Origin of the sequence: Shewanella sp. A32 (assembly GCF_029167175.1) — a bacterium.
Taxonomy (GTDB): domain Bacteria; phylum Pseudomonadota; class Gammaproteobacteria; order Enterobacterales; family Shewanellaceae; genus Shewanella; species Shewanella yunxiaonensis.
Map to the genome: position 1 here is coordinate 1 of NZ_JARFTS010000024.1, position 18,956 is coordinate 18,956.

General features: G+C 48.8%; 14 protein-coding genes. 12 read left to right on the forward strand and 2 right to left on the reverse strand.

Annotated features, from left to right (window positions below; translation table 11 throughout):
• Nucleotides 1-112: 112 nt before the first annotated feature.
• Entirely contained in the window at nt 113-4,669 is a 4,557-nt protein-coding gene (locus PY479_RS14560) for a biotin carboxylase N-terminal domain-containing protein (RefSeq protein WP_275484201.1), read from the reverse strand.
• A gap of 125 nt (nt 4,670-4,794) precedes the next feature.
• Between PY479_RS14560 and PY479_RS14565 the strand changes: the two genes are divergently transcribed.
• The 11 genes from PY479_RS14565 (at nt 4,795) to PY479_RS14615 (ending at nt 15,961) form a co-directional block, all read left to right on the forward strand.
• The gene (locus PY479_RS14565; RefSeq protein WP_275484202.1) at nt 4,795-5,706 is read left to right on the forward strand and encodes a LysR family transcriptional regulator; all 912 of its coding nucleotides are present in this window, start codon (nt 4,795-4,797) and stop codon (nt 5,704-5,706) included.
• 117 nt (nt 5,707-5,823) lie between these two features.
• Nucleotides 5,824-6,972, forward strand: coding sequence for a hypothetical protein (locus PY479_RS14570; protein WP_212594307.1), 1,149 nt, complete (start codon nt 5,824-5,826; stop codon nt 6,970-6,972).
• 54 nt (nt 6,973-7,026) lie between these two features.
• Entirely contained in the window at nt 7,027-7,569 is a 543-nt protein-coding gene (locus tag PY479_RS14575; protein WP_212594308.1) for a SprT family zinc-dependent metalloprotease, read from the forward strand.
• A gap of 138 nt (nt 7,570-7,707) precedes the next feature.
• Complete coding sequence (locus tag PY479_RS14580; RefSeq protein WP_275484227.1) at nt 7,708-8,421, forward strand: endonuclease; 714 nt, start codon at nt 7,708-7,710, stop codon at nt 8,419-8,421.
• Nucleotides 8,422-8,439: 18 nt separating this feature from the next.
• Nucleotides 8,440-9,171, forward strand: a complete 732-nt coding sequence (gene rsmE, locus PY479_RS14585) for a 16S rRNA (uracil(1498)-N(3))-methyltransferase (RefSeq protein ID WP_275484203.1) — start codon at nt 8,440-8,442, stop codon at nt 9,169-9,171.
• Nucleotides 9,172-9,193: 22 nt separating this feature from the next.
• Nucleotides 9,194-10,141: a glutathione synthase gene (gshB, locus tag PY479_RS14590; protein WP_275484204.1), complete on the forward strand. Its 948-nt coding sequence runs from the start codon at nt 9,194-9,196 to the stop codon at nt 10,139-10,141.
• 15 nt (nt 10,142-10,156) lie between these two features.
• Entirely contained in the window at nt 10,157-11,509 is a 1,353-nt protein-coding gene (locus PY479_RS14595; RefSeq protein WP_275484228.1) for an alkaline phosphatase, read from the forward strand.
• Between the two features lie 108 nt (nt 11,510-11,617).
• Nucleotides 11,618-12,640 carry a class I SAM-dependent methyltransferase gene (locus PY479_RS14600; RefSeq protein ID WP_275484205.1) on the forward strand — a complete coding sequence of 341 codons (1,023 nt, stop codon included), beginning with the start codon at nt 11,618-11,620 and terminating at the stop codon, nt 12,638-12,640.
• Between the two features lie 146 nt (nt 12,641-12,786).
• Nucleotides 12,787-14,457, forward strand: a complete 1,671-nt coding sequence (locus tag PY479_RS14605; RefSeq protein WP_275484206.1) for a FapA family protein — start codon at nt 12,787-12,789, stop codon at nt 14,455-14,457.
• Nucleotides 14,435-14,809 (forward strand): DUF4144 family protein, encoded by a 375-nt coding sequence (locus PY479_RS14610; RefSeq protein ID WP_275484207.1) that lies wholly within the window; start codon nt 14,435-14,437, stop codon nt 14,807-14,809. The genes PY479_RS14605 and PY479_RS14610 overlap by 23 nt, the downstream gene beginning before the upstream one ends.
• Before the next feature lie 66 nt (nt 14,810-14,875).
• On the forward strand, nt 14,876-15,961 hold the full coding sequence (locus tag PY479_RS14615; protein WP_275484208.1) for a site-2 protease family protein: 1,086 nt from the start codon (nt 14,876-14,878) through the stop codon (nt 15,959-15,961).
• A gap of 47 nt (nt 15,962-16,008) precedes the next feature.
• On the opposite strand, the gene PY479_RS14620 is transcribed toward PY479_RS14615, so the two are convergent.
• Nucleotides 16,009-16,854, reverse strand: coding sequence for a pirin family protein (locus PY479_RS14620; RefSeq protein ID WP_275484209.1), 846 nt, complete (start codon nt 16,852-16,854; stop codon nt 16,009-16,011).
• Between the two features lie 664 nt (nt 16,855-17,518).
• Between PY479_RS14620 and PY479_RS14625 the strand changes: the two genes are divergently transcribed.
• On the forward strand, nt 17,519-18,922 hold the full coding sequence (locus PY479_RS14625) for an anion permease (RefSeq protein WP_212594316.1): 1,404 nt from the start codon (nt 17,519-17,521) through the stop codon (nt 18,920-18,922).
• Nucleotides 18,923-18,956 lie beyond the last annotated feature (34 nt).

Below are 18,956 nucleotides of genomic sequence, written 5' to 3' on the forward strand. Positions count from 1 at the left end.
TAGATATACGGGCAAAGCCCTTTCATGAATGATAACCACCTACTGAAGTAGGTGGTTTTGGGCTGACAATAAAAAAGCCCGCATCTGCGGGCTTTTTTAAGCAAGTTACGATTTACTCTTCTACAGGTGACACCACAAACAACAGATCGCCCTGAGATACCTGCTGCCCGTTACCGTTAAGAATACGCTCAATGCGATACTTCTTATCTTCCGGATACAGCACAGCCCCCTTACGGTTAAAGCCTGCCAGCGTCATTTGAGAGAACATCTTCATTGCTTCGGTCAGTGCTAGTGTCTGTTCCACAGTCACAATGTCACCTTCTTTCACAAAGTCTGCTTCACCAGGTGCGGGAGAGGTGTAGAAAATACCAGCACCTTGTGCCAACACTTTCAGCTCATTAGACTCCCCAACACGCAAGGATTCAGTATCAACGCCCTGCGTTTCTGCAGCTGCTTCCATCTCAGCAATCAGCGCCGGAATATCCAGCTCAGCCATCAAGCGGGGCAGATAGTTAGTGTCGTAAACACCATCACGGAAAGTGCGGTCACTCAAAATGCGTTTCAGCAATGGAATGTTAGTCGCAATACCTTTAATCACGACACTATCCAGATAGTCCAGCATCTTGTTGATAGTATCTTCACGGTCTTCACCATGAATAATGATCTGCGCAATCAGGCTATCGTAGTACGGAGAAACTTCCTTACCTTCGGCAGCAATCGAGATCACTTCAACGTTATCACGCTGAGGCATAACGCATTCGGTGATCAACCCTGGGTTTGGCACCAACTGCAATACGCCATGGCTATCCAGTGCCGCTTTTTCAGCAGTCACACGCACTTCAACAGCGTACCCCAATTCTTTGGGTTGCAGTTTTTCAATTGAACGCCCAGCGGCAATATCAAATTGCGCACTGACGATATCGATACCAGAGGTCACTTCAGTAACTGGATGCTCTACCTGTAAACGGGTATTCATTTCCATGAAATACACTTCGTTCGCGTCCAGGTTGTAGATGTACTCTACGGTACCCGCGCCGGTGTAATCAGTGGCATTACCTAAAGCCTCAGTGTACTTCATCACTTTTTGCTTCAGTTCATCAGGCAACATGGTAGAACCAGATTCTTCAATCACCTTCTGGTTGTTGCGCTGAACTGAGCAGTCACGAATACCCAACACTTTGGTGTTGCCAAACTTATCACGTAGCAACTGCACTTCAATATGACGCAGAGAAGTAACGTATTTTTCCAGATACAGGTCGCCGTTACCGAAAGCTGCTGCTGCCTCAGTAGACGTTTTCTGGAACAGGCCAATCATGTCCTCTGGACGCCGCACAACCTGAATACCTTTACCACCACCGCCTTGTACCGCTTTCAACAGCACAGGGTAACCGATTTCGTTGGCAACGTTCACCGCCTGCTCAGCATTGGTCAGAATACCGTGAGACCCTGGTACTACCGGCACATTTTGTGACTGAGAGGTCTTAATAGCGTTGGACTTATTACCCATGGTGGTCATGGAGTTAACACTAGGACCAACGAAGTTGACGCCGTTGTTCACACACAACGCCGCAAATTGTGGACTTTCTGAGAGGAACCCGATACCCGGGTGCAACGCATCCACTTTCTCGTAATCAGCAACGCGCAACACTGAGTAGGCGTTGAGATATGATTCATCCGAAGTGTTACCGCCAAGACAAACCAACTTATCGTTTGCAGTCAGCATCTCTGCAGGCACCGCTGTCATATCCGGATCGGAAGCCACCAGCACCACATTGATGTTGTTGTCATGTGCCTTACGGATCAATTTCACAGCGGTACAACCACGAGCATGGATCAAGACCTTATTGATCGGCTTCATCAGCGCACGTGGATCATCCTGCACAATTTCATCGGCAGTGGTTTCATGCGAAGTAGCTACCAATGAAGACAATGCACCAGAAATCACGTCTTCAATGCTTTCTGTTGGCATCGGCATCAAAGGATCAATGCTCTGCAGTTGCTCATCCAGCGTATTACTAAATGGATTAAGCACCAGACCATTCATCGCACCCGGCACTTTAGACAAATAGTTTGACAGTGTTGAAGTCGACGGCAGATAAGCCGGAACCACCATCTGCCCAGCAAACGGCATATTGGTACCAGACATGTAATAGGTCTGTACCAATGGATGAGTCACGAACGATGCCTGAGCACCACCGGTACAGTCACCGAAGCCAAACATCAACACCGGCAATTCGTTATCACGGATGAAACGGGTCAGACGGTCGTTAACCACAGCCATCGAAAACAGCGCTGAAGCACCTTCTTTAGTCTGCATACCACCTGAACTGATAAAACATATCACCGGCATATGGCGTTTGGCACATTCAATCAGCAGCGCAGAGAATTTCTCAGCGCTGGCCATATCAAAAGCCCCGGCCTGGAACGCGGTATTAGATACGGCTACCCCGACCCGGATTTTCTTGCCATGGTGATTGAAATTGGCCATGCCGGTAATCAATCCGCAAGGACGAATACCTTTATCCAGCGCATCTTCAATGGAAAGACGGAAACCAGGGAAGTTCAATGAATTGGCAGTCATCTTATCGCCATTCAGCTCATCAAACTTGGAGAAGAACTGGTCAATAATATTGCCCCAGGTCATCTTGCCGGCTTTCTTTTCTTCACGCAGCACTTTCTGGATCAACAGATCCTGATAGCCCATGGTGAGACGGTTCCAGAAATCTTTGCGGCGACCAATACGTACCGGGTTAATTGCACCAGTGTACTGGGTATTGTCTTCTTCACTGTCGAAATATTCCGGCAGCAGACGTTCAAAGAAGTACGTCAGGATCACGAACAGACTGTTGTTAAGTTGCGGGAAACCCACACTCTTCCACTGTTCGGTTTTGGTCAGCAATTCTGCACGGTTGGCCTGAGACATAAAGTACTTTAGCCACTTATAGAATTTGCTCTTATCGTTGGCGGTATCTTGAGTCGAGATTGCACGGTCAATCGACTTGTGCAGCAAACCATCAACTGAAGAACGGGACAAACTCTTGTTCATCATCGCTTCTTTTGCGATAGAGGCCAGATTACCAACCACATTATCGTAAAGAGCGTTGAAGATCAGAATGTTGTAACACTGCCAGATAAAGTCTTCACGCAACTCTTCATTGACCACAACATCCAGCAATGTCAGCTGATTCAATTCTGGCCACGGCGTTTGGGTGACTTCGCCGGGCAGGGTTTCCAAATAATGGATCAAGCCTTTGAAGTTGTTGGCAGCGTTACTCTTCCAACGGTGATACAGGCTCCAGCCAATGTTGAACAACAGCGCTTTACGAGCCTTTTTGTAGTTTTCTTTCGGCTCACCCAAAATCAAGCGGGTCAGCATATTACGTTCAGTTGCAACTTCGTCGCGCTTGGCAATAAAGTTGTTCCAGAGTTTCGCCAGTTCTTCGTCATAAACCAGCTTGTCAGGATTGGATAACCAAGACTGGAACACCTTTTCCTGCTCTTTCTGGATACGAGCGCGCAGATCACCTTCCGGAACACTGACCTTAGACAGACGGCCATACTGCTCCATTGAAATGGAGTGGATACGGCTGCGAGCAGTCAGGTAACGCAAATAGCGATAGGCACTGCCAAACAAGTTAAGATGCATCGTCGGGCTGCTCGCCAGTGACATATGCACTGCATCTTCAAGAGCCTGCAGATTTTTGGAAGGATAAAGAAAACGATTAAGACTGCGCTTGTAATGCTCACGCAGATCTTCAGATTCTTTCACGAAAGCAACCGCCGCACGTTCTACCGCTTCAATACCACTGATAATGGCGCGGCGGAGATTGTGCTGGCGTTCATCGCGATCAGATGGTGAGAAATCAATAATACCGTCAATACATCCCCCGGTATAAAGCTCTTCCGGAGAAACACCGACTGACTTAGCGCATTCCTGCCATGAAAGGTTGTATTTACGTGCAATACTCTGCAGCCCCTGTGGCTGAATAGTATTAAAGATACCGTCACGTACCGACAGCAGGATGTTAGCTGCGGCTAGAGGAATCGCACCACCGGAATATCCCGCGCCGATAACAATACCGACTGTTGGCACGTCCACGTTAGCGCTTTCAGCGATGGCACGAGAGATGGAATGCGCTTGGTTGTGACTGTTAGCGACTTCACCGGCATCGGCCCCTGGGGTGTCGATAAAGTAAACGATTGGCAATGACAGTTCGGCAAAGTGGCGAATTGCTTCACAACACATTAAATGGTGCTCAGGCATCCAGGCACCATTAGAGGTCGTGCGTTCTTGAGCAATAAATCCGACACGACGGTTACGACCACCGAAGTTCAATTCAACTTCAGCAGAATAAAAAGGGCCGTTGTGTTTTTCGACGATCATCTTGCCTTTCAGATCGGCGATAATGCGTTTGGCTCCAGGACGATTTTTGTCCAAGGTTGGTTGGATGACTTTGGCAACATAGCCGTCCACATCCAACAGCGCCAACGATTTAAGATTGCTTTGGATGTCTTCGTCATCCAACAGTCCGTTGATTTCATCAGACAGACTTTTTTTACTATGCTCGGGAAATAGAGAGAAGTCCTTGGCCAGATGTTCTGCATGAAGAAACAATGGATCTGGCGTTAGAGCTTGAGTCGAGTTTTCGGGCTGCTTATTGGTGGTCATCAAAAAGATCCTCTGCTAAGCCTCTAAATTATACGTACAGCCAATAAATATAACTTTGTTATCTACTTCATTGCCATTAAACTGCCTTAGACGCTTTGTTCCATTTTTGAGACAGTCGGAAAAATATGACAGATTTGAATGGGATGCTACTATTTGCTGCAGTGGTCAGAGCAGAAGGATTCTCTCAAGCAGCAAGAGATACTGGCCTGCCTAAATCCACTATTAGCCGTAAAATTGCCCAGCTGGAACAAGAGCTTGGCGTACGACTACTACAACGTAATACCCGTTCTATCAGTCTAACGCAGGTTGGCGCATTATTTTACCAACATTGTCAGACGATTTGTAACGAAGTAGAAGCTGCCCAAGCCACGGTTGAAAACACCCATAACGATGTTTCTGGTCTGTTACGGATTGCGATTCCGGTTTCTTTTAGCCAGGAAGTGATTGCGAACCTGTGTAGTGGCTTTATGCGGCTTTACCCTGCAGTGGAACTGGATGTGCAATTTACTGATGTCGATGTTGGACTGGTGGGTGAAGGCTACGATATCGCGATTAAATATGGACCGTTGCAATCATCCGATTTAGTGGCAAGGCTGCTGTTTGAGCGCCAACCTATTTTGGTCGCAAGCCCGGGTTACCTGAAAGCACATGGCACACCTGCAACACCGAAAGAGCTGGCGCAACACGATGGCATTTTAATGGGAACCTTGCGTTCTGCCCCTATCTGGCCATTAGGCAAAGGGAGTCGTAAATCCATGGCCAGTTTTCGGCGTAAAGCGCGGGTTAACAGTGCCACCATGGTAAAGCAACTAGCGCTTGATGACTTCGGTATCGCCATGGTGTCTCATGCGGTGTGTAAGAATGAGTTAGCGCGTGGAGCTCTTGTTCCAATCCTGCAGGAGTGGCCCATTGAACCTTTTAAGGTCTATGGTGTGTACTCCAGTCGCCGTCAGCTGGCGACTAACATCAGCGTGTTTCTGGATTTCTTTACCAAACGGTTTAACAGTCAAGAGTCACTACAATCGTTAATGATGTAACTCATTATTCAAATTGGAAAATTCCGATGTTTTGTTGGCGCAGCCCCCTGACTGGTGCATACTTAACCGCAATGATTGGATCACTGACTTATAACAATATCGTTCAAAGGAAATGCCATGTTGAAGCCCAGCCACATCGCCGGTCTGCTCACCGCGTTATTGTTGTCCTTACCAGCGGTAGCCGGTGTTGAAGAGGACCGAATCCCTAAAGCCGAACAAGCCATGCCAGAGGTCGTGAGCCGTTATCATGCTTTCGTGAATGACCTGGCAGATAAGTATCATCAGCAAAAAGATGAACTGAAAGTCACGCAGATGGTTGCGCATCAAGGACAACGTCTATGGCAACAAGCGGTGAGAGATGTCACTGCTGGACATTATGATGATCGCTCCTTGTACTGGAGCAGACTGAAGATGCGTTCGTTACTCACCAAAGATCGTCCCGCCTTCAACATTGCTGGTTGGCAGAAAGATATTTTGGTAAAGGCGGTCGAAAAATCCTCTCGAGGATTCAGTGACATCAACTTTGCCGATGACGTTCAGATAAAAATCCTGTTGACCGGATTTGACCCCTTTTTCCTTGACCGCCATATTGAACAAAGCAATCCATCAGGTATGGTTGCATTAGCACTGGATGGTTATCGGTTTAAGGTGAATGGCAAACAAGTACAGGTAGAAACTGTCATGATCCCGGTACGTTTTGCTGATTTTGATGAAGGTATCATCGAATCTTTGCTGACGCCGGTATATCGCGACCATCAAGTCGATATGGTGGTGACCGTCAGCATGGGCCGCAGCGATTTTGATATTGAACGATTCCCCGGTCGTAATCGCTCGGCCAAAGCACCAGACAACCGCAACGTGATGACCGGTGCCGATAAAGAACATCCGCTGGCACCTAAATTAGACGGTAAAACCTTAAACGGGCCAGATTTTGTGGAGTTTTCCTTACCTGTCACCGCGATTCAATCGGTCAGCGGCGACTGGAAAATCAATGACAATCGCACTGTAACTACTCTGCAACGCGGCACGTTTGAAGCTGGCAGTCTGGCAGAATTGCAGAACAGCACTGCGGTTGAAGGTTCAGGCGGTGGCTATCTTTCTAACGAAATTTCCTACCGTGCAATTCTGCTTCGAGATCAGTTAGGTAGCAATATTCCGACCGGACATATTCACACACCGCGCGTTGCTGGCTATGATGCCGCAACTGAACAAAAAATTGTTGCGCAGTTTAAAGCAATGCTGGAAGCTGCCGCAGCAACACTGTAATTGATCTGCGGGGCTAAGGCCCCGCTATATCCTGATAACTTTTACACGCGGAATATGTGGCATTCTTTTTTTAATCACGCAACACCCAAGGTGTCATCACCCACCGTTTCCACCTTAACATCGCTTGAACAACAACTGCTACAGACGGTTGAAGCCCGTTACCAACAAGCAGAACAGCAGCTCAAACAGCATTTCCCACGCCCAGAAATTACCTTTAAATTGCGAGGGAAAGCGGCGGGAACGGCCCATCTGCAACTGAATAAATTGCGCTTTAACCCGGTATTACTTAAGGAAAATGCTGACGCTTTCCTGAGCGAAGTGGTACCCCATGAAATCTGCCATCTGCTGTGTCACCAACTGTATGGACGAGTTCGTCCCCATGGCAAAGAATGGCGGCAACTGATGCAAACCCTCTATCAACTACCAGGTAATGCCACCCACAGTTTTGATACTCGTTCGGTCACATCTAAAGGGAAGGCTTACCGTTGTGCTTGCGGAGAAGTTGAACTCAGCATTCGCCGCCACAATAAAGTGCTGCGGGGTCAGGTGCAATACTGTTGTCGCAGTTGCGGTCAATGGTTACAACCCACCGAATGACACGGCAGTATTTGCTAATAAAACAAGCTTCTTTTAGTATCAGCGGCACTATTACAAGCCAGTGGCTGCGACGAGTACCCCTGGCATAAGTTGTATTTTCAGGGGAACAAATTGAGTTCTTTACGCCTCAGGCAACTGATGGCGTCGGTGTTGCTATTGCTTTGGTGGCAACCAGCACTGGCGCAACGCGCAGAAAATTTTCGCGAAGCCAAACAGCAGGCAACCAAACTTTATCAAGGCCTCGCCGTCAACAATACTTTTTACTGTGGATGTCGTATCGACAGCAGCCAGAAGCGCTGGCAACCGGACTGGCACTCCTGTGGTTTTCAACCACGCAAACAACCGGCTCGAGCATCTCGCATTGAATGGGAGCATATTGTTCCGGCATGGGAATTTGGTCACCAGTTGCAATGCTGGCAACAGGGGGGTCGCAAATACTGCGAAAACACCAGCCAACGCTTTAACCTGATGGAGTCCGATCTGCACAATCTGGTACCGGCGATTGGCGAAGTCAACGGCGATCGCTCTAATTACCGTTTCAGTCAGTGGAATGCACAAGCAGGCCAATATGGTCAGTGCGAGATGGTGGTCGATTTTAAAGGCAAGAAGGTTCAGCCGCCTGAACGCGCCCGCGGCGCTATTGCCCGAGCCTATCTGTATATGCACGACACCTATCAGTTACCGTTAGCATCGGCGCAACAAAAGCTGTTTAACGTGTGGAATCGCAGTTACCCGGTGAGTAACAATGAATGCCAGCGTGATGAAGCCATTGCAAAAGTTCAGGGAAATCACAACATCTATGTCCAATCAGTCTGTTTACGCCGAGGAAATTCCGGCAAAATAGCCCAGTAACCCCAGCAGGAAATCGTTATGAGAGTCCCGAGAATTTACCACAGCGGTGCTATTTCCCCCGGTCATGCTTTACCGCTGGAAGAGGAAGCGGCAGCCCATATCGGTCGCGTATTACGGATGAATCCCGGCGAAGAGGTCTGCCTATTTAATGGCGACGGTATGGATTACCCAGCCCGGATCCAGCAAGCTGATAAAAAGTCGGTCATTGTGGATGTACTATCACAGCAGGCTAATTCATCGGAATCGCCCTTGGATCTGCATCTTGGTCAGGTGATTTCCCGCGGGGATCGTATGGATTTTACCTTGCAGAAATCGGTTGAATTAGGCGTCAATACCATCACCCCATTGTTTTCAGAGCGTTGCGGCGTCAAACTAAATGGCGAAAGGTTGGACAAGAAAATCCAGCAATGGCAGAAAATTGTAATCAGTGCCTGTGAACAGTGTGGCCGCAGTGTCATTCCGCAAGTCCGCCCGGCAATGGAATTGTTGGACTGGTGTACAGAGAACGATGGCGCACTGAAACTGAACCTGCATCCGCGGGCCAGTCACGGTATTAATAAACTGCCCTTAACCAACCATAAAATCAGATTGTTGATCGGTCCTGAAGGTGGCTTATCTGATCAAGAGATAAGCATGACTGAACAACACAACTTTACCGAAGTGCTACTGGGGCCCAGAGTGCTGCGTACAGAAACAGCAGCACTGACAGCTATCACCGCACTGCAACTGCACTTCGGTGATTTGGGTTAATCCCGCTTTAAAGGAAAGTAACATGATCAAGCTTGGCATCCTGATGGACCCTATCAAGGACATCAATATCAAGAAAGACACCAGTTTCGCTATGCTTCTGGCAGCACAGAAGCGCGGCTATCAGTTGTATTACATGGAAATGCAGGATCTCGCGATGGAATCCGGGATACCGGTTGCCAGTATGCGCACCGTAGAAGTACGTCAGTATCCTCACAACTGGTACACCTTAGGCGACCGTCAGGAACTGCCGTTAAGTGAGCTCGATGTCATCCTGATGCGCAAGGACCCGCCATTTGATACCGAATATATCTATGCCACTTATATGTTGGAACGGGCTGAAGAAGCCGGCGTACTGATCGTTAACAAACCACAAAGCTTGCGGGATGCCAACGAAAAGCTGTTTACGGCTTGGTTCAGTGAATTCACCCCCATTACGCTGGTGACCCGTGACGCAAAACGCATCCGCGAGTTTCATCGCCAACACAGCGATATCATTCTCAAACCGCTGGATGGCATGGGTGGCACTTCCATTTTCCGCGTCAAACAAGATGACCCCAACGTCGGAGTGATCATCGAAACCCTCACGCACTATGGCCACAATTACGCGATGGCGCAGGTGTATATTCCGGAAATTACCAAAGGTGACAAGCGCATTCTGGTGATTGATGGTGAACCGGTGCCGTTCTGTCTTGCTCGAATTCCACAAAAAGGGGAAACCCGCGGCAATCTGGCCGCAGGCGGTGCAGGGGTTGCTCAGCCATTGTCAGATAGTGATTGGAAAATTGCCAAAGCCATTGGTCCGGAACTCAAAAAACGCGGCCTGATTTTCGTCGGTCTGGATGTGATTGGCGATAAGCTCACCGAAATCAACGTCACCAGCCCAACTTGTGTCAGAGAAATTGAAGCGGCATTTGATGTAGATATCACCGGCATGTTAATGGATGCCATTGAACGGCGTGTCAGCCACTAACAGCAAGGATCTATGATGAAGTTTAAGCAACTGTCAGTGTTGGCGCTGGCACTGTTATTACCCTTTGCCACGATGGCCGAGGATATGCTGGCACCGAGCCAGACGCCTTCACGACCGAAAAATATGATCATCATGATTGGTGATGGTATGGGCCCGTCCTACACTACGGCCTATCGTTACTTCAAAGATAATCCAGATACCGAAGAAGTAGAGCAGACTGTATTCGACAGATTGCTGGTCGGTATGGCAAGCACCTATCCCGCCAGAGTCAGTGGTTATGTGACTGATTCTGCTGCTGCGGCTACCGCACTGGCAACAGGTAGTAAGTCATATAATGGGGCGATTTCCGTTGATCTGCAGAAGCAGCCACTGGAAACCATTATGGAGAAAGCGAAGAAGCGCGGTCTCAGTACTGGTGTGGCGGTTACCTGCCAGGTGAACCATGCCACCCCGGCGGCCTTTCTTACCCACAATGAAAGTCGAAAGAACTACGATGAAATTGCCAGCAGTTATATCAATACTGATGCGGATGTGATCCTTGGGGGGGGACAGAAATACTTTACCCCGGCCATGCTGGATGCCTTTAAAACCAAGGGGTATCAGGTGTTAAATGATTTCAATCAATTAGCCACTGTTACCCAACCTAAAGTGCTTGGCCTGTTTGCGGACGTGCAACTCCCATGGGTAGTGGATGAACCTGATGCCCATCGTCTCACCGCCATGACCAATAAAGCACTGGAGCTGATGTCACAAAACACGCAAGGCTTTGTGTTGATGATAGAAGGCAGTCAAATTGACTGGGCTGGTCACGATAATGATATCGTTGCGGCTATGGGCGAAATGGACGAATTTGCGCATGCGGTTGAAGCGGTTGAGCAATTCGTCAGAAACCATCCTGATACCCTGATGGTGGTAACTGCCGACCATAACACTGGCGGTCTGTCTATCGGGCGCGATGGGAAATATGCGTGGGATCCTGAGGTGATTCAGGCGGTAAAAGCCAGTCCGGAGACTCTCGCTGCCACCGCAATCGCCAACGATAACTGGCAACAGCCACTGGCTGACGGTTTGGGCTTCGCCTTAACTGATGACCTGAAAGCGCGCTTTGATCATGCCCGCATGCAAGGAAAAGATGTGCTGGCACAAGCACTCAAACATGAGATTGATCTGCGTTCAAATACCGGTTGGACTACCGGTGGTCATACTGGCGTGGATGTGCAGGTGTTTGCGTCTGGCCCAGGCGCCGAGCTGTTCATCGGCAATCAGGATAATACCGATATCGCCAATAAGCTGGCCAGCCTGTTGCCAAAACCCAAAAAATCGACTGCGGCGACAGTGCCGGCCGCGACCCCGGCAATGGCTAACTGATTTTCCCCCGAAAAGAGCAGCTGCATGGCTGCTCTTTTACACTCACATTCCCTTAGCTCTCCGCCTTTGGCTATAATAGCTGCCTTTAAATTCTATTGGACACGACCAGTGCTCAGTTCACCGTCACAATTATTGCTACGCAACAGCGATTATCTGCAAGGCAACGTACTGTTGCTTAACCATGAGAACGATCTGTGCGCAGTCGAGTTACTCACACATTGTGATGCGGTCACAGCGCTGGCGCTGGACTACAACCATTATCTCGCACTGCAGGCGGGAAGCCTTGCTGGCGTTGTCGGGCATTTTGGCCATCAACTGCCCAAGCCACAGCAATTTGATACGGTTGTTATCTACTATCCCAAAGCGAAAGCACTGATGGCATATCTGCTGGTATTGGCCGCGCAGTATTTAGGTAATGGCGGACAACTGCTGGTGATTGGTGAAAATAAAGGCGGTATCCGCTCGCTTGAAAAACAGACGACATCGTGGTTTGCGCCAGCGGTTAAACGGGATAACGCCCGTCATTGTCTGTTGTATTCTGCAGAGCGTAACAGCACAGTGGCAACCGTCGACCTTAACCAGTTCACCAGCCGTTATACGCTTTCAACAACCAATGGTGAGCTGACCATCTGCAACGTCGCCGGGGTATTCAGCGAAAAGCAGTTAGACCAAGGCACAGAATTATTGCTGCAACATCTGCCGGCGTTGCATGGCCGCGTGCTCGACTTTGGTTGTGGCGCCGGAGTCATTGCCAGCGTTCTGTTACAACTCAACCCGCAGTTACAGTTGGAATGCGTCGATATCAACGCGATGGCGTTGCTGTCATGTCAGCAAACACTTGACGCCAACGGTTTCAGCGGCAAAGTTTACCCTTCGGATGGACTGGCCCAAGTCAGCGGTGAATTTGACGCCATTATTTCCAATCCGCCGTTTCACGATGGTCTTAACAGTACCACGGATATCGCCACAACTTTTGTCGCCGACAGCTTCCAGCATCTGCAAGCCGGAGGTTTGTGGCAAATCGTTGCCAACCGTCACCTGCCCTATGCTGACACCATTGCGGAATACTTTGGCGAGGTTAAGGTGATTGCAGAAAACAACAAATACAAGGTTTACCGCAACCGGCGTTGAGCAAAAAGTCGTCAGATTGAGACCTCATCGACAGAATTCCAGTCACGTTAGCGGTTTGTTATCAAAAGGGTTCGTCAACCGAAAAACTATTGTTATACTCGGTTCGGATCACCTAAAACTATAACGAACTTACCCCGGATAACATCATGCTGGCGCCAGATCTGCTCCACGTAAGCAGCGACAGTCAGTTCGCTGAATTAAAGATTATTCCTCAAACGCATGGTCCTATCACCGAGGACGCATTGCGACAAGTCCTCAAACTGCCTGAATTCTCTGCCATGATGCCGCTTGAACAGGCGATAAAAATCGCCGTGAAAGACGTCAACAATCTATCGGGAAAAGAAGAAGGTAACCACGAGCTGCTGTTTCGTGTAGCAGAACGTCGCGATGGTCAAATATCGATTGAAGTCGCCAAAGATAAAATGCAGGCGACCATGACCATCGTTGCACCGTGGGGAGGCAAAGCCATCACGCTGCCCGATGTATTACAGCAGCTTAAGCAGCAAAATGTTGCGATGGGACTGTCTAAGCAAAAGATTGAAGTGTTACTGCATACCGCTGCGACCTTAAAACCCGGGGAAAGTACCAGTGGGGTTATCGCGGTCGGTAAACCCGTCGTCAACGGCACCCATGCCAAACTCGAACGTAAAGTCCCGCTGGCCAGAGAACGATTACTACAGCCTCAGGAACGGGAAGATGGCACGGTAGATATGCGCAATCTGGGCTCCGTTGTTATGGTACGGCCCAAAGATCTGCTCATGGTAAAAACGCCTGCCACAGCGGGCATTAACGGCTACAACGTCAATGGTGAGGTGATCCCAGCGAAAGCCGGTAAAGACCTGGAGCTAAAAGCTGGCAATGGTACTGAAATCTCTGCCGATAATCCGAATGTGTTATTAGCCACTAACGCTGGTCAGCCAGTAGAAATCCGCGATGGTATGCAGGTTGACGATGTACTGCAGATCAAAAACGTCGATGTCAGCTATGGTAACGTCGATTTTAAAGGCAGTGTGTTGATCAGCGGTGATGTCTGTGAAGGTATGCAGGTGCGCAGTTCTGGTGACATTACCGTGATGGGATTTGTCGAATCGTCCAGGTTAGAAGCTGACGGGGATATCACCGTCAGCAAAGGGGTACTTGGCCGCCAGCTGGGGGGTAATGAACTCTCGACCCACTTGCATGCTAAAGGCCAGATTACCGCCCAGTTTGTGCAATATTCTCATCTGGAAAGCCTGGGTGATGTGTTGGTAACCAAGCAGCTGTTGCACAGTCACACCATCACCGATGCCAAGCTTATCGTCAGCGACAGCAGTGGCCGTCGCGGCGATCTCGTCGGTGGTTGGGTAAAGGCAGAACAAGGTATTCAAGCCGTCACCATTGGCGCAACGGCTGATACTAAAACTGAACTTTATTGCGCCATGAAACTTGATGACGTGAAACATCGGCTGAAAGAGTTAGACGACAGTATCCGCCAGTTAGTAGTTGCCAAGCTGGATATGGAATCTCGCCTGCGTAAGCTGCCCCCCAAAGCGGAATGGCAGAATGACTCCGTGATGGTAGAGCAAGTTAAAATGATGCTGGATCAGAAGCACAGCATTGAAGCCGAGCTGACTCAGGAAGAAACTGAGGCTGAGTTGCTGCGTAGCGACAGCGATAGTTACTATCATCGAAACCACATAGAGGTGAAGCGTCGCATGTACGCCAATGTAGAAATTCATGTGGGTAATGCACAGCAGAAAACCCAGCGGGAATATGGTCCTTGCGTCGTCGAAAATGAAGGCGCCGAAATCAATTTTGACTACAACAATCATGGTTGATACCAGTACAGTCGCGGCGCAAATGCCGCGCTGGCCAGCACTACTGCAACAAAGTGGCGCAGATGAACTGCTATATATCGACAGCCAGCAAGACTGGCAGCAACTATGGCAAAGTGCAGCTTATCTGCTGAATCCTGGAGACAGATTAATCGATAGTGATGGTCTCACTTGGATACTGACGCCAACCGTGACCCAGCCACTGAATATCCTCACCCCTACCAGCAACATTTCCCTCGACCAATTACAGAAGTTAGTGCAACGTCACGCATTAATTGAAGGCAACTGTTGTATCAGTAAATTACAGCTCATCTCGATCACTGATGCGATGCAATTCGTCAAATCTCTGACATAGGCTCTTTAGTTCTCTTCGCTCAATGGGCATAATCGCCCTCAACTTACTCGCACGACGGAACGTCACGTGGAATTACTGAATATTGAATGTCTTGGCAAGCCGCTGCGCCTTGAAGGTTCACTGGCTGGCTGGCAACAACTTTACTGGGATAATCAATTAGTCTCACAAAAGGCGGCAGGCACTGACAATGAAGGGTTAAAAGTGCATGTGTTTCAATTAACCCAAACCGGTCAGATTCAGCCACTGGAAATCCGTCTGGAAGCCGATGTCCGCTGGCAACCGTTTGTGCTGGACTACCGGTTGTTGATTGATGATAACGTCAGTCTTGAGGGACGCCGCACCGCCAAGGATATGGAACATCAGGCCCCGCCACAACAGGCGACCGCCAGTAAACCCGGCACCTTGGGTCTGCTATCGCTAGCATTTAAACTATTTAAAAGTGCCAAGGTAATTAAAGTGGTGTTGGCCGGAGCCAGTGTCGCGGCCTATTCCTGGTTGTTTTCGTTCCAGTTTGCGTTGGCCCTGGTGTTCTGCCTGATGTTTCACGAATATGGCCATATCCGCGCCATGAAGCATTTTGGTATGAAAACCAAGGGGATCTATCTCATCCCATTCATGGGCGGCTTGGCCTTGACCGACGATAAAATTAATACGCGTTGGCAGGATGTGGTGATTTCGTTAATGGGGCCATTTTTCGGCTTATTGTTGTCATTGCTGGCGCTGGTGACTTATCACATCACCCATAATCCATTTTTTGCGGCGCTGGCAGGGTTCAATGCATTGCTGAACCTGTTTAACCTGCTCCCAGTTTTGCCATTGGATGGTGGCCATACCATCAAAAGCATCAGCTTTTCACAAAACCGTTTTATTGGACTGATCGTCTGCTGTGCCGGCATGGTACTGGGGATCTATCTCAGTTACCGCCTCGGGTTAACCCTGTTGGGTTTCCTGCTGGCAATTGGTGGACTGGAAATCATTATGGAATGGAAGCAACGACTCAATAGCCATCTGATCCCGCTGGATCGCTACGGTCAGGTAGTTGCGACCAGCTGGTATCTGCTCACTGTCGTCGCATTAGTTGGCGTGATCTGGCATCTGGCAGGCAGTGGTGACACTATGCTAAGTCTGCCGTTACACATACTGCAAAGCTAATCAGTCAGAAAAGACCGGCAATTGCCGGTCTTTTCTATCGTGGTTGCTTAAACTATCTCACCAAACTGACCACTTTGGTAATCGTTAATCGCCTGCATAATCTCCGCTTGGGTATTCATCACAAACGGCCCCATCTGCACCACCTTTTCGCCGATAGGATTTCCCGCCAGAAGCAGCATTCCGCAGTCTGCAGTACCCGCCTGTAACTGCAGTGGATACTGCGGATCCAGCAACAACATACTGCCAGCGTTAATGTGGCTGCCACTGGGTAACAGCAACTGTCCCTGATACAGATACAAAGCCACCAGTTTATACTGCGATAACTCGATTTGAGATTGCTCACCTGCAGGTAAGGTCATATCGGCAATGGCGGCATCGGCGGCCAGTCCCATCAGTGGGGCATCCGCGGCCTCATTACCAAACTGCCAATGTCCGGCCAGCAAGTATAGCTGCCCATGACCATCACTCAATGTGGGATGGTCACTGGTGCCAGAATCCTGATACTGTGGATGACGCATCTTGTCTTTGGCAGGCATATTGAGCCATATCTGGAAGCCATGCAGACCATTGTCTGCATCTGCCAACGGCATCTCCGAATGGATCACACCACGGCCGGTACTCATCCATTGCACTTTACCAGCGCGGATCGCCCGCACATTACCCAGTTGATCCCGGTGCTCAAATCCCCCTTTACGGATATAGGTAAACGTTTCCATCCCCCGATGCGGATGTGGCGGAAAGCCACCGATGTAATCTTTGGCATCATCTGAACGGATCTCGTCCAGCATCAAATAGGGATCCAGCGCCAGTCGCTGAAAATCGGCGATGCGCATGATATTCACACCATCGCCATCACGGGTAGGCATTGCACGCAGCTGTTGAATGACTTTCATGGTACGACTCCTGATAACTGTTGTTAGGTATCAGCTTAGCGGCTTAGCAATAGAACGAAAAGCGACAATTAATGCTCAAATTGTTCGATAAAATTGAATTATCTGACCCCTTGGCATTCAAAGCCCCGGTGGAGAAAGCGCGGGCAAATTCTGTAACATCGATTCAACGCTTACTCAGCATGTCGCAATAGATTCACATACAATTAATTTAAATAGATAATATAAATCACAGGGTATAATTCTGTATGGTGATCTCAAATATTCAGTTAACTGGATCATTGTCACAATTTAATAATTCACTTATATTGGCGAAGATTAATATTAATTAAAGATTTTTATAAATATAAAAATTGGTTGGACAGCGAATATCGATATCATCATATAAGCGCTATCGACCAACTTTATCAATAAATTCAACAGATAATTAAAATATCGTTTAATATAATAGAGTTACAATCAAATACTTTATCTTTCATAAGCAATTATAAGTTACAAAACTACGAAAAAAGCAAAAAGCAAACAAAGTTACATATGAATTTCCCTCCCCAATTTTAATTACTGATTCAGTTAATGTTACTTCGCAGCTCAGGTTGTCATACCTGGTAAAAGTTAATTAAACCAAGTTAAACGCAATTATTTCTATTAATTAAAATTGGTGCTTACCATGAATAAAAAAATCATCTCATGGCTGGTAATCCTGGCAGTTGCTGTCGGCATTTGGCTGACTCCTGCACCTGCTAGTGTTGATCCCAAAGCCTGGCATCTGCTGGCGATCTTCGTTGCTACTGTACTGGGCCTGATCCTAGAGCCTATCCCAATGGGTGCAGTGGCAATCTGTGGCATCACCGCAACCGCCGTCACCGGAACCTTGTCCATCAAAGAAGCGATGACTGGCTTCTCTAACACGACTATTTGGCTGATTGTAATGGCGTTCTTTATTTCAAGAGCGTTCATTAAGAGCGGACTTGGGGCCCGCATCGGCTATATCTTTATGCGCCTGATGGGGAAACGAACCTTGACCCTGTCCTATGGTCTGCTGATGACAGATTTTATTCTGGCACCTGCCATTCCATCTAATACCGCACGTACCGGTGGTATCGTATTCCCACTGGCAAACTCTGTCGCAGATGCTTACGGTTCAAAAGCCGAAGAGGGTACCTCTGGTAAACTGGGTAGCTTCCTGATGACTACCGTATTCCATGGCACCACCATTACTGGTGCGATGTTCCTGACAGGCATGGCGGCTAACCCATTGGCAGCAAAACTCGCAGCCGATATGGGTATTGACATCAGCTGGGGTCAGTGGGCGTTAGCAGCCATCGTTCCCGGTCTTGTTGGTCTGATCCTGATGCCACTGTTCGCGTATATGCTGAACAAACCATCGATCACCGCAACGCCACAAGCGCCACAGATCGCCGCCAAAGCGCTGGCCGATATGGGCAAAATGAAAACTTCTGAGTGGGTCACACTGGGAACTTTCATCGCGTTGATTGGACTGTGGATCGCTGGCCCATCATTTGGCCTGCATGGCACCACTGCCGCCATGATCGGTTTAGCACTGCTGGTAAATGCCAACGTATTAACCTGGGATGACGTACTGAAAGAAAAAGGTGCGTGGAACACTCTGACTTGGTTCTCAGCGCTGGTAATGATGGCCACCTTCCTCAATAAACTGGGGCTAATCAAATGGTTTGGTGGCAGCATTGCCGCTCACCTGACAGGTCTGGATTGGCCGGTAGCACTGCTGGCTCTGGCACTGATTTACTACTACATCCACTATGCTTTCGCTTCATCTACTGCACATGTTGCCGCACTGTATTCAGTATTCCTGGCAGTCGCAGTGCAGATGGGTGCGCCTGGTCTGATGGCTGCCATCATCTTCGGGGTAATCTCCAACCTGATGGGCGGCGTCACTCACTACGGTACTGGCCCTGCCCCGATTCTGTTCGGTGCTGGTCACGTGTCTCTGCCGAAATGGTGGGGTCTGGGCTTCATCATGGGACTGCTGCAACTGGTCATCTGGGCCGTTGTTGGTGGTATCTGGTGGAAAGTAATCGGTCTTTATTAATCACAAGCGGGCGTTACTAAAGAGCTAACGCCCG

Bases quoted from the DNA above. Each gene is read 5' to 3' on its own strand.
- PY479_RS14560 (WP_275484201.1), bottom strand. From the start codon at position 4,669: ATGACCACCAATAAGCAGCCCGAAAACTCGACTCAAGCTCTAACGCCA.
- PY479_RS14565 (WP_275484202.1), top strand. From the start codon at position 4,795: ATGACAGATTTGAATGGGATGCTACTATTTGCTGCAGTGGTCAGAGCA.
- PY479_RS14570 (WP_212594307.1), top strand. From the start codon at position 5,824: ATGTTGAAGCCCAGCCACATCGCCGGTCTGCTCACCGCGTTATTGTTG.
- PY479_RS14575 (WP_212594308.1), top strand. From the start codon at position 7,027: ATGTGGCATTCTTTTTTTAATCACGCAACACCCAAGGTGTCATCACCC.
- PY479_RS14580 (WP_275484227.1), top strand. From the start codon at position 7,708: ATGGCGTCGGTGTTGCTATTGCTTTGGTGGCAACCAGCACTGGCGCAA.
- rsmE (WP_275484203.1), top strand. From the start codon at position 8,440: ATGAGAGTCCCGAGAATTTACCACAGCGGTGCTATTTCCCCCGGTCAT.
- gshB (WP_275484204.1), top strand. From the start codon at position 9,194: ATGATCAAGCTTGGCATCCTGATGGACCCTATCAAGGACATCAATATC.
- PY479_RS14595 (WP_275484228.1), top strand. From the start codon at position 10,157: ATGAAGTTTAAGCAACTGTCAGTGTTGGCGCTGGCACTGTTATTACCC.
- PY479_RS14605 (WP_275484206.1), top strand. From the start codon at position 12,787: ATGCTGGCGCCAGATCTGCTCCACGTAAGCAGCGACAGTCAGTTCGCT.
- PY479_RS14620 (WP_275484209.1), bottom strand. From the start codon at position 16,854: ATGAAAGTCATTCAACAGCTGCGTGCAATGCCTACCCGTGATGGCGAT.
- PY479_RS14625 (WP_212594316.1), top strand. From the start codon at position 17,519: ATGAATAAAAAAATCATCTCATGGCTGGTAATCCTGGCAGTTGCTGTC.